13 protein-coding genes are annotated in these 14,270 nt (G+C 63.6%); all 13 read right to left on the bottom strand.

Translation table 11 applies throughout. The features are described 5' to 3' along the window. Positions 1-166 precede the first annotated feature (166 nt). A complete protein-coding gene (locus tag ACLEJQ_RS21905; protein ID WP_440798366.1) occupies positions 167-3,265 on the bottom strand; it encodes an error-prone DNA polymerase in 3,099 nt (1,032 codons plus the stop codon). Continuing rightward, on the bottom strand, positions 3,241-4,662 hold the full coding sequence (locus ACLEJQ_RS21900) for a Y-family DNA polymerase (protein ID WP_440798364.1): 1,422 nt from the start codon (positions 4,660-4,662) through the stop codon (positions 3,241-3,243). Before ACLEJQ_RS21900 ends, ACLEJQ_RS21905 begins: the two co-directional genes overlap by 25 nt. Positions 4,663-4,669: 7 nt before the next feature. Continuing rightward, the gene (gene imuA / locus ACLEJQ_RS21895) at positions 4,670-5,302 is read right to left on the bottom strand and encodes a translesion DNA synthesis-associated protein ImuA (RefSeq protein ID WP_440798362.1); all 633 of its coding nucleotides are present in this window, start codon (positions 5,300-5,302) and stop codon (positions 4,670-4,672) included. Then, positions 5,302-5,919 (bottom strand): transcriptional repressor LexA, encoded by a 618-nt coding sequence (gene lexA, locus ACLEJQ_RS21890; protein WP_440798360.1) that lies wholly within the window; start codon positions 5,917-5,919, stop codon positions 5,302-5,304. Before lexA ends, imuA begins: the two co-directional genes overlap by 1 nt. 363 nt (positions 5,920-6,282) lie before the next feature. Further along, positions 6,283-6,594 (bottom strand): hypothetical protein, encoded by a 312-nt coding sequence (locus ACLEJQ_RS21885; protein WP_440798358.1) that lies wholly within the window; start codon positions 6,592-6,594, stop codon positions 6,283-6,285. Between the two features lie 205 nt (positions 6,595-6,799). Further along, on the bottom strand, positions 6,800-7,078 hold the full coding sequence (locus ACLEJQ_RS21880; RefSeq protein ID WP_440798356.1) for a DUF971 domain-containing protein: 279 nt from the start codon (positions 7,076-7,078) through the stop codon (positions 6,800-6,802). Continuing rightward, positions 7,075-8,037, bottom strand: coding sequence for a HEAT repeat domain-containing protein (locus ACLEJQ_RS21875; RefSeq protein ID WP_440798355.1), 963 nt, complete (start codon positions 8,035-8,037; stop codon positions 7,075-7,077). Before ACLEJQ_RS21875 ends, ACLEJQ_RS21880 begins: the two co-directional genes overlap by 4 nt. Beyond that, the gene (locus ACLEJQ_RS21870) at positions 8,034-8,879 is read right to left on the bottom strand and encodes an ABC transporter ATP-binding protein (protein ID WP_440798353.1); all 846 of its coding nucleotides are present in this window, start codon (positions 8,877-8,879) and stop codon (positions 8,034-8,036) included. Before ACLEJQ_RS21870 ends, ACLEJQ_RS21875 begins: the two co-directional genes overlap by 4 nt. Continuing rightward, positions 8,879-9,661, bottom strand: coding sequence for an ABC transporter permease (locus ACLEJQ_RS21865; RefSeq protein WP_440798351.1), 783 nt, complete (start codon positions 9,659-9,661; stop codon positions 8,879-8,881). Before ACLEJQ_RS21865 ends, ACLEJQ_RS21870 begins: the two co-directional genes overlap by 1 nt. Positions 9,662-9,798: 137 nt before the next feature. Next, positions 9,799-11,205, bottom strand: coding sequence for an ABC transporter substrate-binding protein (locus ACLEJQ_RS21860; protein ID WP_440798349.1), 1,407 nt, complete (start codon positions 11,203-11,205; stop codon positions 9,799-9,801). Positions 11,206-11,441: 236 nt separating this feature from the next. Then, positions 11,442-11,687 carry a 4Fe-4S dicluster domain-containing protein gene (locus ACLEJQ_RS21855; protein WP_110950700.1) on the bottom strand — a complete coding sequence of 82 codons (246 nt, stop codon included), beginning with the start codon at positions 11,685-11,687 and terminating at the stop codon, positions 11,442-11,444. A gap of 24 nt (positions 11,688-11,711) precedes the next feature. Continuing rightward, positions 11,712-13,442, bottom strand: a complete 1,731-nt coding sequence (locus tag ACLEJQ_RS21850; protein ID WP_440798347.1) for a fumarate reductase/succinate dehydrogenase flavoprotein subunit — start codon at positions 13,440-13,442, stop codon at positions 11,712-11,714. Next, on the bottom strand, positions 13,439-14,191 hold the full coding sequence (locus tag ACLEJQ_RS21845; RefSeq protein ID WP_440798345.1) for a GntR family transcriptional regulator: 753 nt from the start codon (positions 14,189-14,191) through the stop codon (positions 13,439-13,441). The genes ACLEJQ_RS21850 and ACLEJQ_RS21845 overlap by 4 nt, the downstream gene beginning before the upstream one ends. Positions 14,192-14,270: the final 79 nt, after the last annotated feature.

Genomic DNA, 14,270 nt, shown 5'->3' with positions numbered 1-14,270 from the left:
GGCGTTTGGTTTCATGTTGATCGATCCGGGCAGGATTCTGTGGCGAGGGAGCTTGCTCCCGCTCGGTTGCGCAGCGACCGTAAGGTCTTGAGGTCTGCTTCGCCCGAGGCCTCGGACCGTCCCAGCGGGAGCAAGCTCCCTCGCCACAAAAGCAGGTGCGGCAGAACTAGCGGAAATCGCGACTCTGCACCTCAATGCCCGCCAGCAACTCAGTCAGATCACTCAACCGCCCGGCGATCAGATGACGCACCTCGCCCACGCTTTCCCAGCGCCCGTCGACCTTTAGCAATTGCGAACCCACCAGCACTTTGCGTTGACGCTCGGCCAGATCGCGCCAGACCACCACGTTGAGGTTGCCGAATTCATCCTCCAGGGTGACAAAAGTCACGCCGCTGGCCGTGCCGGGACGTTGGCGGCCGGTGACCAGCCCGGCGACGCTGACGTTGCGGCCGTGCTCCACCGTCTGCAATTCCCGCGAACTGCGGCAGCGCCGGGCGCGCAGTTCGGGGCGCAGCAACGCCAGCGGGTGCGGTCCCAACGTCGTGCCGAGCGTGGCGTAATCGGCAAACAGATTCTCCCCCACCGTGGGCTTGGGCAAGGCCACCGGTGGTTCTTCCTGGCAAGGTAAATCGGCGAACAAACCCAGTTGTTTCTGTACCCCGGCCACTTCCCAGCGAGCACGATGGCGATCACCGGCCAGGCCTTGCAGCGCACCGGCGTCGGCCAATTGTGCCTGGGCCCTTGCATCGAGCCGGGCGCGCTCGCCCAGATCGGCCACATCACTGAAAGCCCGCTGCCGACGGGCTGCTTCGATGCGGCGGGCATCCTCTTCACGAAACCCCTTGATCAAACGCAGCCCCATGCGAATCGCCGGCTGCCGGCCTTCCATGGGTTCGAGGCTGCAATCCCAATCGCTGGCGCGCACGTCCACCGGGTGAATCTGCAAGCGATGCCGGCGGGCATCCTGGAGGATCTGGTCCGGGCTGTAGAAACCCATCGGCCAGCTATTGATCAGGGCGCAGGCGAACGCCGCCGGTTCGTGACATTTGAGCCAGCTGCTGACGTAAGTCAACAGGGCGAAACTGGCGGCGTGGGACTCGGGGAAACCGTAATTGCCGAAGCCCTTGATCTGCTCGAAAAGTTGCGCGGCGTATTCCGGGGCATAGCCGTTTTTATCCATCCGTTCGGCCAGGCGCTCGCGATGCGGCTCCAACCCACCATGGCGTTTCCAAGCCGCCATAGACCGACGCAACTGGTCTGCTTCGCCAGGGGTGTAGTCGGCAGCAACAATGGCGATCTGCATGACCTGCTCCTGGAATAACGGGATACCCAAGGTACGCTCAAGCACCTCCTTAAGTTTTGCCGAAGGATAGACGACGGCCTCCTCGCCATTTCGCCGCTTCAGGTACGGATGCACCATCCCGCCCTGGATCGGACCGGGCCGCACGATGGCGACCTCGATCACCAGGTCGTAATACTCTCTGGGTTTGAGCCGGGGCAACATCGCCATCTGCGCCCGTGATTCGATCTGGAACACGCCGATGGTGTCGGCGCGGCTGATCATTTCGTAAGTGGCCGCATCATCACGGGGTAAACCCGCCAAGGTGTAGCGCTCGCCCCGATAGCGCTCGATCAAATCGAAACACCGCCGGATCGCGCTGAGCATGCCCAACGCCAGGATATCCACCTTGAGCAGCCCGACCGCGTCCAGGTCGTCCTTGTCCCACTGGATGATGGTGCGTTCGGCCATGGCGGCGTTTTCCACCGGCACCAGGGTGTCCAGCGGCTGCTGGGAAATCACGAAGCCGCCGGGATGCTGGGACAGGTGCCGGGGGAAGCCGATCAGTTGTTGGGTCAGGCTCAGGACCCGGCGCAACACCGGGCTGTCCGGATCGAAACCGCCTTCACGCAGGCGATCCAGCGGCGGCGCTTCATCGCTCCAGCGGCCGCAACAGTCGGCCAGTGCGTTGACCTGATCGGGCGGCAGGCCCAGGGCCTTGGCCACGTCCCGCACCGCCCCGGCACCGTGGTAACTGCTGACCACCGCCGTCAACGCCGCACGATGACGTCCGTAACGCTGGAAGACGTACTGCAGCACTTCTTCCCGGCGCTCGTGTTCGAAATCCACGTCGATGTCCGGCGGCTCGTTACGTTCACGGGACAAGAACCGTTCGAACAACAGGTTGGTCCGACTCGGGTCGATTTCCGTGATGCCCAATGCATAACACACCGCCGAGTTGGCCGCCGAACCACGGCCCTGGCAGAGAATATTGCGCTGGCGGGCGAAGCTGACGATGTCTTGCACGGTGAGGAAATAGCTGTCGTAGTTGAGCTCGGCGATCAGCTCCAACTCATGCTCGATCTGCTTGCGGATCTTGTCTTCGACACCCTTCTTCCAACGCTGGCGTATGCCGCGTTCGGTCAACTCGCGCAACCAGGACGCCGGGTCATGCCCTTCAGGCACCAGTTCGCGGGGGTATTCATAGTGCAGCTGACTGAGGTCGAAGGTGCAGCGCCGGGCGATGACCAGGGTTTCGTCGAGCAATGATTGCGGATAGAGATCGGCCAGATCCTTGCGGCTGCGCAAGTGCCGTTCGCCATTGGGGTGCAGGCGCTGACCGGCCTCGGCCACCGTGACGTGATGCCGGATGGCAGTCATGGTGTCCTGCAAGGCACGCCGGCCACGCACATGCATGTGCACGTCGCCACTGGCGACAGCCGGAAGATTCAGGCGTGCTGCCAGTGCCAGCAAATCCGCCAATCGCCGCCGGTCATCCTGACCACAGTGCAATTGGACCGCGAGCCACAGCCGCCCGGCAAAGATCGATTGCAGCCAGCGACTCTGTTCGTCGACGTCCTGCCCATCGGCTATCCACAGCACCAGCAATCCCGGCAAGGGCTCGGCGAAATCTTCGCGCACGATGCGATAGCGACCCTTCTCGCTGCGACGCCGGGCGCGGGTAATCAGCCGGCACAGGGCTTGATAGCCTTCGAGATTTTCCACCAGCAGCACCAGTTTCGGGCCATTTTCGATCTGGATTTCGCTGCCGACGATCAGGTGCAGATCCAGTTCCTTGGCCGCCTGCCAGGCCCGGACGATCCCGGCCAGGGTGCATTCATCGGTGATCGCCAGGGCCCGATAACTTTCTTGTTTTGCACGCCGGCACAACTCCAGCGCACTGGAAGCGCCGCGCTGGAAACTGAAATTGGACAGGCAGTGCAGTTCGGCATACTCGATGCTCATGCGAACCAGCCTTGCAGCCACAGCGGCCCGCCTTCGCCTACCGCTCGATAGGCCCAGGCCCGTTGTCCGGCACGGGTTTGGATCAGGTAGTAATCGCGACGCACATCGGCGCCGTCCCACCAGCCAGTCTCGATGCGCTCCGGGCCCATGAGGATCTGTGCCTGGCCTTCAGGCAACGCCTGGGGTTCAATCAGCAGCCAACCGGGACGCTGTTTCCCATCGCGCACCGGACAGGCCTGGGCCCGAGGCTGGGCGGTCATCTGCCAGGCGCACTCGGGTCGATGGTCGTCGCGAAAGCCCAAGGCCTGCACCGCGTCATCCCCCAGCCGCGCCCGCAATCGTTCGCGCAACTGTTCCCAGGGCAAGGTCTGCTGGGGTCGATCATCGAACAGTTCCAGGCGCTGGGGCACGAAACTCGGCAGGTCTTCGGCGCACAAGCGAAAGCCCCGCACCGGCGCCTCGACCTGCACCTGCTCCAACCGACCACGGGCCAGTTCGAAGAGCATCGAAGGCTCGCGTTCGGCGCTGAGCAGGCCGACCTTGATCACCGTGTCCGCCAACCCGGCGTGCTCCAGGTGCAGGTCAAAACGCTGCACACCGCTGTCGCGACCGCACAGGAAGGTCGACAGGTCGCCGGTCAGCCGGCGCAACGGAAACAGCAGCGCCTGGTGGGACTGGACGTCGTAGTTGAGTTCGATGCGCACGTCGAAACGGTCCGGCGGCAGGTAGAACGACAGCGCCAGGGTGCGGCTGCCGGTCAGCGCATCGAGGTGCTTGAGCACCTGGGCCTCGAAGCGTCGCGCCAGGGTGTGGCGGGGCAATGCCTGGACCTGGCTCAGGCGGCGCAGGCCCATGCGCGACAAGGCCGTGGCCACCTCGGGTTCCAGACCGATGCGATCCACCGGCATCTGGCCCAGGCACTGCTGCAAGGTCTCGGGATCGGGCACCACCAGGCCATCGTAGGCATTGGCCAACATCCGCGCCGCCACTGGGTTCGGGGCCGCGACAATACGATGACGAAAACCCAGCTCGGTCAGCTCGGCCCGCAGCCGTGCCTCGAACACCGGCCAGGGTCCGAACAGGCCCAGGCTCGACTCGATCTCGAACAGCACCGTGCGCGGATAATGCACGCTGACCTGGGAACTGAAACGGTAGGCCCAAGCCGCCAGGAATTGTTGCCAGTGCTCGATCTGCGCGGCGTCGTATTCGGCGGTGGCGAAGCTTTTGCTCAAAGCCTGGGCCGCGGTCATGCTCTGGCCGGGCCGCAAGCCCAGGGCGCGGGCCGACGCATTGACCGCTTGCAGCACCCGGCGCTGGGCCGGGCCGGTCAACAGGGCCAGAGGCTCATGGGGATCCGGACGCTGACGCAGCGCGGCATCCAGCGCCAATTGCGGGAAGAGAATACACACCCAGCGCATCGCAACCTCAATGCTCGGTTCGTAAGGCAGGTGTGGCAAAGGCAATCGGCGCCGAACGGGCCAGCCCGCCCCGCGACTTGAGCACGCGCAATTGCGCGGGCCGGGCATCGATGGCAATACGCAGCGCCGCTGGCGACGGGTTGATGGCCTCCTGGATCGAACGCCAGGCAAACGCCAGGGTCTGGCCGGTTTCCGCCGCCACTTGCAGGCGCCGCAGGGCCCGGTCGTCGGCCTGGCGCGGCCAGCACAAGACCGCGCCGCAACTGCCTGAACGCAGGCATTGTTCGGCGGCCCACAGGGCATCGCGCTCATCGGCCTGGATCACCGACAACTGGCGCAGATCGACCCCGGCGTTCTGCCAGGCCTGGGGATAAGGCACGAACGGTGGCGCCACCAGCACGATCCGCTCCCCCGCCGCCGACAGCCGCGCCAGGGTCGGCCATACCAGTTGCAACTCGCCCACACCCGGTGTGGCGATGAGGATTTCCGTCAACGCCGCCTCCGGCCACCCGCCGCTGGGCAACGCCGCGTCCAACCCGGCATGGCCGGTGGGTTGTGGACTGGCGGCCGGAGGCGCAGGCCGGCCCTTCCAGACCTGGCCGCCATTGAACAGCGTATCCAGCGCAACGACAGCGCCCATCAGCCTGGCCTCACCAGGCCGCAGAACACCCCTTCAATCGCCAGGTCCTGGTCGGCTTCGACGACGATCGGCTGATAGGCCGGGTTGCGTGGCAACAAACGCACCCGCTCGCCCACGCGTTCGAAGCGCTTGATGGTGACTTCACCGTCCAGGCGCGCCACGACGATCTGTCCATTGGAAGCCTGGGGCGTGCGTTGTACGCCCACCAGGTCTCCGTCGAGAATGCCGTCTTCAATCATCGAATCGCCCTGGACTCGCAGCAGATAATCCGGCGCCTTGGTAAAGATCGCCGGGTCCAGCATCAACCGATTGTGGACCTCGGCGTCGGCACCGATCGGCGCCCCGGCGGCCACCCGCCCCAACACCGGAACGTCCAGCAACTCCGGACGCGGTGGCTGGTTCAGCAACCGTATGCCCCGCGCCTGGTGCGGATTGACTTCAATGAACCCGGCTTCGGTCAACGCCAGCACATGCTTGCGCGCCACACTGCGAGAGGCAAAACCGAATGCCTCGCTGATTTCAGCGAGACTGGGAGACTGGCCCTGATCGGCGATGCGTTCGCGGATGAAAGACAGGATGGCGGTACGGCGGGGGGTCAGGGTTTTCATGGAGTACATTTGTACTCCTGTCGGTTTTTTCTGACAAGCACCGCCAGTCAGTTCACAGAAGCCTGTGATCGGTCTCTCATTTCGACTCCAAACAAACCAATGTGGCGAGGGAGCTTGCTCCCGCTGGCCTGCGCAGCAGGTCCCTGCATTTCTCCAGGCAAACCGCATGGCCGGTTCTACGACTGCTGCGCAGCCGAGCGGGAGCAAGCTCCCTCGCCACGGGGTTGAGTGTCGCAATCCATGGCTTTGCTCGACCACGCATTCGCTTCACTGGGGACAGCCCTGAGAGAGGCGTCGGCTGCCAGGCCGCCATCGCGAGCAGGCTCGCTCCCACAATGGATCGGGTTACAACCGCAAAGGATTGGTCGGCTGTCAGGCCGCCATCGCGAGCAGGCTCGCTCCCACAATGGATCGGGTTACAACCGCAAAGGATTGGTCGGCTGTTAGGCCGTCTTCGCGAGCAAGCCCGCTCCCACAGGATTCAGGTACAGCCGGAAAAGTCAGGTCGGCCGTTAGGCCGCCTCGCTTTGCTTTGCTTTGCTTTGCTTTGCTTTGCTTTGCTTTGCTTTGCTTTGCTTTGCTTTCGCTTTTGATCTTGAGCGCCCCGTTAACCACAAGGGCCGAACGCAGGCATTGCGTAGTGGGCATCCCGGCATGGATGCCGGGATAGCCGCGCAGGGCCATGGATGGCCCATCGCGGCGGGCCCACGGAGCAATGCCGGAGTGAGGGAACACCGAGCCTTGGCGAGGTGCCCAGTGGTGGGGCAAGAGCGTTTTGCTTACTTTTGCGCTCTATCAAAAGTGAGCCGCCGTCAGGGCGGAACCATAAGCAGCCGTTACCGCAGCAATGGATATGTACTCCGTCAACAGCACCAAAAAGAGCGGTGTGTCAGCATTCAAGCCCCGCCAGATACCCCCACGGATAAACCCCCCGCTCATGCCCATCACTGAACACCAACTGAACCCCATACCCCTGGCCATTGACCGCAACCACCCGGATCCGCGGATCAACCTGCACCGTCATCCCCCGCAGGCGAAACGCCCGGCATTGCGAGCAAGGGCACTGACGGCGCAGTTCAGCGTGCCCCAGCCGCTGTTCGCGGCCATCGGGCCAGGCCAGGCGCAGTTGCCCTTTATCCTGGGAATTACCCAGCGCCAACGGACTCATTGCAACTGCCCCAAAGCAATGCGCACAGCCTTGCGCACTTCAGGGTCGCCATCGTCCCGGGCAGCCTGCAAGGCCACCACAGCATTTCGATCATTCAGCTCACCTAACGCCAGCGCCGCTTCCTTGCGCAAGTTGCTGATGCGGTGCCCCAGAGTTTCGATCAATGCCGCCAGTGCCGGGGCATAGCGCAAGCGACCGAGACTGCGGGTGGCCCGCAGGCGCACCTGCCAGTAATCATCGGCCAACGCTTCGATCAGGGCCGGGCCGGCCTCGGCGTGACCGACCTTGCCCAGCGTGGTGGCGGCCTCTTCGCGCACCGCCCAGGCCGGATCGCGCAGGGCCTGGCGCAGCGCCGGCAGGACCTGCGCATCCGATGCCAGGCCAAGGGCGCCGGTAGCCGCTCGCCGGACCTCGATGTCCGGATCATCGCTGGCGAGCCGCGCCAGCGCCGGCAGCGCATCGAGGTGCTTGAGCCAGCCCAGCACGCCCACGGCTTCACGGCGTACACCAGCATCGCTGTCAGCCAGGGCAGCGAGTGCGGCCGGCGCTGCATCGGCCAGGCGCAACTCACGCAAGGCCCGGAAAGCTGCAACCCGCACGTTCACGTCCTGATGGGCAGCCCACGGCAGGATCACCCTCCCCGCCGCTTCGCTCTTGAGCAGGCTCAGGCTCTGCGCCGCAGCGGCCTGAACCGTCGCCGACGGATCGGTCAATGCCTGACACAAGGCCTCGACTACTGGTGCATCTTCCCAGGCTTCGAGCAAGCGCGCGGCTTCGGCTCGCACCTCGGCGCCAGGATCTTGGGCCAGGCGATCCACCAGCCACAGCAGGCCTTCGGGCTCTTCCAGGTCGGCCAGTTCGATCAGGGCGATGCGGCGCACGCCCGGGTCCTCGTCCGTCAGGCGCGGTTGCAGGGCGAGGATGTCATCGTTGTCGGTGTCTTCGAATAGAGAGGTCATAGGGCGAATCGCGGCAAGGAGGTTTCAGGGAGCCCGAGGGGATTGAGGCGCGGCAACTGCCGGCCTTCTTCATGGCGCAGCAACTCGAGGCAGTGACGTTTCAAGCGAGAAAACTCGGGACTGGTCACCAGTTCGGTGGTCCGTGGACGAGCAAAATCCAGGCGCAGGTCCTCGATGATCCGGCCGGGTCGCGGGCTCATCACCAACAGTCGATCGGCCAGGAAAAGTGCTTCGTCGATGTCATGGGTGACGAACACCACGGTGGTGCGAATGCGCGTCCAGACGTCCAGCAACAGTTCCTGCATGTGCAAGCGGGTCAAGGCATCCAATGCGCCAAACGGTTCGTCCATCAGTAATAGCCGTGGGCGGTTGACCAGTACCCGGGCGATCTCGACCCGTTGCTGCATGCCCCCTGAGAGCTGGTCCGGCCAGTGTCCGGCAAAATCTTTCAGGCCCACCAGGGCAAGGATTTCATCGGCGGCCCGATGCCGCTCGGCCTTGCCCAGGCCGCGCATTTTCAAGCCGAAGGCGACGTTGTCGCGCACGGTGCGCCACGGGAAAAGCGTGTGCTGCTGGAACACCATGCCGCGCTGGGGCGACGGACCGGACACCGCCGTCCCGTCGACATTCAACGTGCCGGTGCGCGGTTGCAGATGCCCCGCCAACGCGCCCAGCAATGTGGATTTCCCGCAACCGGACGGCCCCAGGACGCAGACGAATTGACCGGCCTCGATCTGGCAATCCAGGCCCTGCACGGCTTCGAACGCCTGGGCGCCCTGGCCCAGGACAATGGACAACTGACGGATATCGATCCGTCCTTCTGGCGCTTGCATCACGCTCATCAGGCTTTTCCTCGTGGTCGATGCCAGGGCGTGAACAGCCCGCCGAGGCGTTTGATCAACAGGCTGCTGCCCATGCCCAATACGCCGATCAGCAACATGCCGACCACGATGTCGGGGTAGTTCTGCACGGTGTAGGACGCCCAGGTGTAGTAGCCGATGCCGTACTGGCCGGCGATCATTTCCGCCGTCACCAGGCAGAACCAAGAGGTGCCCATGCCAATCGCCAGGCCGGTGATGATGCTCGGCGCGGCGCCCGGCAAAATCACTTCCTGCAGGATTGCCCGGCGTCCGGCCCCCAGGCTTTTCGCCGAAGCGATCAAGCGCCGGTCCACCCCTTCGACGCCGTGCACGGTGTTGAGCAGGATCGGAAACAGCGCACCGGTAAAAGTGATGAACACCATCGACAGTTCCGACGATGGAAACATCAGGATCGCCAAAGGAATCCAGGCCACCGCCGGGATCGGCCGCAGCACTTCCAGCGGCGGCAACAGCAGGTCTTCGGCCCATTTCGAGCGGCCGATGGCCAGCCCCAGCGCCACGCCAATTAACAACGCCGCGCCATAACCGGCGAAGACCCGGCCCAGGCTGCTGCCCAGGTGCCGGCCAAGGCTACCCGACTCCCCCAGGCCGAACGCAGCCTGGATTACCGCCAGAGGCGTCGGGACGTTGGCAAAGGTCACCAGGCCCAGGTCCCAGTGATGAGTGGCGGCGAGCTGCCAGAACAGCAGGCAGAGCACCAGGGAAGCGGCTCGCAGGAGCCAGCGAAAATAAGATCGGGACACAACTTTTTCCTCTCAACCGAGACCCCTGTGGGAGCGGGCTTGCTCGCGAATGCGGTGGTTCAGTCGACATTGATGTTGAATGTCAATCCGCTTTCGCGAGCAAGCCCGCTCCCACAGTTCACTGAGTATTCTGATGATCAGCGCGCAGCAACCGCCTGAGCCGTAGCTTCGGTAAAGTCCAAAACCTTGCCGCCCTGGGCCATGGCAAATTGCTGGGCCTGGCCCTTCAACAGAAAGGCGCTGAGCTGGCCCTTGGCATCGCTGGCAAACCAGGCCTGCTCGGCCAGCAGCTTGATCCCGCTGTCACTGGCCTGGGCATAGACGGCGCGGATACCCTTGCCTTCCTGCTTGAGGCTCGCCAACGCGGCAAAGGCCGATTGCGCCGAGGCGTAATGGCGGACTTTCGGCTCGCCTCGCACCCAGATCTCGGCCACGCGCCGCAAATCGGTGATCGCCTGGCCCGTCGCGGCATCAGTAGTTCTCAGCGGTGTCTGGGCGTAATCCGCCAGTTGCGCGTTGTAATCCAGGTGCGAGGCCTTGAACGCGGCACGGATGTACTGGTCATCAATGAAAGTGTTGAGATCCAGGCCGCGATCAGCTTTTTTCAGCAGCTTGAGGGTGTCGATGGCAGTGCCGACGGCTTGCCGGTATTCCGGCTTCCAGGTCAGGTCGCGGGTCTGCACGCCCAACGGGCCGTGGAACAGGTAATTGACCTCGGCATCCACCCCGGTGACCTGGGCGATCAGCTCGCTGTATTTCTCAGGCTCAGCGGCCAGCAACTGGTTGGCCTCGATGCTCGCTCGCAGGTAGGCGACGACGATTTCCGGGTACCTGCGGGCATAGGCCTGATCCACCAGCGCGCCATGGAACGTCGGCGCGCCGGCCTGGGCGCCGTCGTAGATCTTGCGGGCAAACCCACGGCTGGGGAACAACTCGGCGAACGGCACGAAGTCGGCATGGGCGTCGATCTTGCCCGCTTGCAGCGCCGAGCCGGCCACCTCCGGCGGTTGGGCGATGATGTTCACGTCCTTGAGCGGGTCCCAGCCCTGGGCCGCGACGGCGCGCAGCAACATACCGTGAGCGGTGGAAGCGAACGGCACGGAAATGGTCTTGCCCTTGAGCTCGGCCAGGGACTGCACACCCGAGGCGCTGGGCACCACGATGCCGTTGCCGCTGCCCTGGGTGCTGCCCGACAGCACACTGATGAACAGGCTGTGCTTGCCGGCGGCTTCAAACGCCACGCCGTTGAACGAGCCGGGGAAATCGGCCATGGCGCCGAAGTCGAGTTTGCCGGCGACCATCTCGTTGGTCAGCGGTGCGCCGCTGGTGAAGTTCTTCCACTGCACATCATATTGGGCGTTCTTGTAGGCGCCGTCATGGGGCAGGTATTTGTCCAGCAGGCCCAACTCACGAATCAACAACCCGCCGGCGGCGCAGTTGATGGTGGTGTCCTGGGTGCCGATGGCGATGCGGATGGTTTCTGCCTGGGCAGACAAGATCAATGAAGCCAGTACCAGACCGGCGAATGCTGCACGCAACAACATGGGTGTGTCCCCTCGAATCATTATTGGGAGGTTCGTCTCCGCCACGATCAGGGCGTGGTGGGAAACGAGGGGTGTCTTCTGGATCGGGCGTCCGGGGGTGGCCGGATGGCTTTTGGGTGTCAGGTCTGACGCTATCGCGAGCAAGCTCGCTCCCACAGGTTTATGGGTGTAACGACAACCGCGACTCGACTCGATCCACTGTGGGAGCGAGCTTGCTCGCGATGGCGGTGCGCCGGTCAACGCAGCAAGTAAGGAATCTCCACCTTCACCGCCCCCGTCGGGCAGTCCTTTTCACAGGGCATGCAGTACCAGCATTCATCGAACGCCATGTAGGCTTTCTGGGTCGCCGGGTTGATTGCCAGCAGGTCCATGGGGCAGACGTCGACGCAGACGGTGCAGCCTTTGTCGGCGATGCATTTGTCCTCGTCCACCGTGACCGGGGCGTTGGAGCGAAAGAATATTTCCTGGGGTTGATAGGCCATGGGCGTTCTCTCTGGATGGACGGTTCACGCCGCGTCGGCACCGACCCGCAGCCGGTCGTAGGCCTGCAGTTCGTCGGCATCGAGGGCGATGATGTAGGGCTCGACGGCTTTTTTGAATGAGGTCATCGCGCCATCATCGCCCTTCTTCAGGTGGCAATGGCAGAACCACTCGCTGTCGTTGCGTTGCGGATGGTCGACCCGATAGTGGTACAGCCCCCAACGGCTTTCGGCGCGGAACAGCGAGGCACGGGCGGCCATTTCGGCGCAGTCGCGGATCACGCTGACTTCCATGGCGCGCATCAACTCATGGGCGTTGTGAGCCTTGATCTGATCCAGGTCGCGCTGGATATCGTCGAAGCGCTGCAGGCCGATCTGCATCTTCCTGGTGACCTTCGGTGGCTGCAGGTAATCGTTGACGAAACGGCGCAGCTTGTATTCCACCTGGGCCGGCGGCAGGCCGTGCTCACGCTCCAGCGGCGCAAAGACTCGGTTCCGTTCCCGTTCGATCTGCCCGGGATCCAGCGTCGAAAAATCCTTCCCGGCGACAAAGTCCGCCGCGTTGTTGCCAGCGAACCAGCCATAGGTGAACGCCCCGAGCATGTAGTTGTGCGGCACCGCCGCCATGTCGCCGGCCGAGTACAAGCCCTTGACCGAGGTTTCCGCCCGCTCGTTGACCCACACCCCCGACGCCGAATGGCCGCTGCAGAAGCCGATCTCGGAGATGTGCATTTCCACCATCTGCGTGCGGTAGTCGGTACCGCGATTGGCGTGGAATTGGCCGCGACTGGGGCGCTCGTTGCTGTGCAGGATTTGCTCGATGTTCTGGATGGTTTCCTCGGCCAGGTGATCGAGTTTGAGGAACACCGGGCCGTTGCCGCCTTCGAGCTCCTGGTGGAACTCCCACATCATCTGCCCGCTCCAGTAGTCGCATTCGATGAAGCGCTCGCCCTTGTTGTTGGCGGTGTAGCCGCCCAACGGGCCGGTGACATAGGCGCAGGCCGGGCCGTTGTAATCCTTGATCAACGGGTTGATCTGGAAGCACTCCAGGTTCGCCAGCTCGGCGCCGGCGTGGTAAGCCATGGCATAGCCATCGCCGGCATTGGTGGGGTTCTCGTAAGTGCCCATCAGGTAGCCGGAGGCCGGCAAACCCAAGCGCCCCGCGGCGCCGCAGCAGAGGATCACGGCCTTGGCCTTGATCACCTGGAAATCGGCGGTGCGGCAGTCGAAGCCCATCACCCCGTTCACCGCGCCCCCTTCGTCGGTCAGCAATCGGGTGCAGACCAGCCGGTTGGTGATGCTCACCCGCGCTCGCTTCAACTGGCGATACAAGACCTTCTTGATGTCGTGCCCTTCCGGCATCGGCAGCACGTAGGCGCCCATGTGATGGACTTTTTTCACTGCGTAGTCGCCGGTCTCGTCCTTCTCGAACTTCACACCCCAGCGGTCCAATTGCTCAATGGTTTCGAAACTGTGGGTGGCGTAGGCGTACACCGCCGCCTGATTGACGATGCCGTCGTTGGCGATGGTGATTTCCTTGGTGTACTGCTCGGCGGTCGAGTGGCCGGGGATGATGGCGTTGTTCAAGCCGTCCATGCCCATGCTGATGGCGCCGCTGCGCTTGACGTTGGCCTTGTCCACCAGCAGCACGCGCAAATCACGGTTGCGCTCCTTGGCCTTGATCGCCGCCATGGGCCCGGCGGTGCCGCCGCCAATGACCACAATGTCGTACTCCTGCTCCAGCGTCGTTCGGGTCATGCGTGCGTCCCTTTCTGTCGGTCGATTCGCAAGCGGTACTGGAAGGCATCGCCGCGGTAGTAAAGGTGTTCGAAGTCCAGCGGCTGGCCGCTGGCGTCATGGGTCAGGCGTTCGATGCGCATGATCGGCGAGCCCGCCTCGACCTCCAGCGCCTGGACCAGGTCGCTGTCGGCCAGCACCGCATCGATTGCCAGGTCGGCGTGGCCCAGGGTCAAGTCACAGTCGTTTTCCAGGATCAGGAAAATGTCCCGGGTCACCAGGTCGGCTTTTTCCAGTCGCTCGCCGAGGGCCTTGGGCAGGTAGGTGATTTCCAGGGAAATCGGCTCGCGATTGATCAGCCGCACCCGCTTGATCTGCGCCACGGTTTCCCCTTCGGCGACGTTCAGGCGTTCGGCCACCCGCTTGTCAGCGGCGATGAATTTGAAACTGTGCAGGCGGTTGATCACCTCGAAGCCACGTCCGGTCATGGATTCGGCCAAGCCCTGAAGCGTGCTGACGTTCTGGAACGTCTTGGGCTTGGCGACGAACGTGCCCTTGCCGTGGATCTTGAATATCAGCCCTTCCTTTTGCAGATCGCCCAGGGCCTGGCGCACGGTGATACGGCTGACGCGAAACAGCGCGCCCAACTCGCTTTCCGAAGGCATCTGGCTGCCCTGGGGGTATTCGCCATCGAGAATGCGAGCCCGCAGCACGTCTCGCAGTTGGGTGTGCAGCGGCACGCTGCTGAGGGAAAGAATGTTGTCAGACATGACGCCTTATCACTTGTCATAACGAGTTATGACGTGATCTTAGGAAACCCGCCCCAGGCCTGAGAAATACCGTTTGGAC

It is taken from the genome of Pseudomonas sp. SMV71 (assembly GCF_052042015.1).
GTDB lineage: Bacteria > Pseudomonadota > Gammaproteobacteria > Pseudomonadales > Pseudomonadaceae > Aquipseudomonas.
Note: the sequence above shows the minus strand (reverse complement) of the source record. Positions and strands in the feature narration are given on the sequence as shown.

Bases quoted from the DNA above. Each gene is read 5' to 3' on its own strand.
- ACLEJQ_RS21850 (WP_440798347.1), bottom strand. From the start codon at position 13,442: ATGACCCGAACGACGCTGGAGCAGGAGTACGACATTGTGGTCATTGGC.
- ACLEJQ_RS21845 (WP_440798345.1), bottom strand. From the start codon at position 14,191: ATGTCTGACAACATTCTTTCCCTCAGCAGCGTGCCGCTGCACACCCAA.
- ACLEJQ_RS21880 (WP_440798356.1), bottom strand. From the start codon at position 7,078: ATGAGTCCGTTGGCGCTGGGTAATTCCCAGGATAAAGGGCAACTGCGC.
- ACLEJQ_RS21855 (WP_110950700.1), bottom strand. From the start codon at position 11,687: ATGGCCTATCAACCCCAGGAAATATTCTTTCGCTCCAACGCCCCGGTC.
- ACLEJQ_RS21870 (WP_440798353.1), bottom strand. From the start codon at position 8,879: ATGAGCGTGATGCAAGCGCCAGAAGGACGGATCGATATCCGTCAGTTG.
- ACLEJQ_RS21885 (WP_440798358.1), bottom strand. From the start codon at position 6,594: ATGGCCCTGCGCGGCTATCCCGGCATCCATGCCGGGATGCCCACTACG.
- ACLEJQ_RS21860 (WP_440798349.1), bottom strand. From the start codon at position 11,205: ATGTTGTTGCGTGCAGCATTCGCCGGTCTGGTACTGGCTTCATTGATC.
- imuA (WP_440798362.1), bottom strand. From the start codon at position 5,302: ATGGGCGCTGTCGTTGCGCTGGATACGCTGTTCAATGGCGGCCAGGTC.
- ACLEJQ_RS21875 (WP_440798355.1), bottom strand. From the start codon at position 8,037: ATGACCTCTCTATTCGAAGACACCGACAACGATGACATCCTCGCCCTG.
- ACLEJQ_RS21900 (WP_440798364.1), bottom strand. From the start codon at position 4,662: ATGCGCTGGGTGTGTATTCTCTTCCCGCAATTGGCGCTGGATGCCGCG.
- lexA (WP_440798360.1), bottom strand. From the start codon at position 5,919: ATGTACTCCATGAAAACCCTGACCCCCCGCCGTACCGCCATCCTGTCT.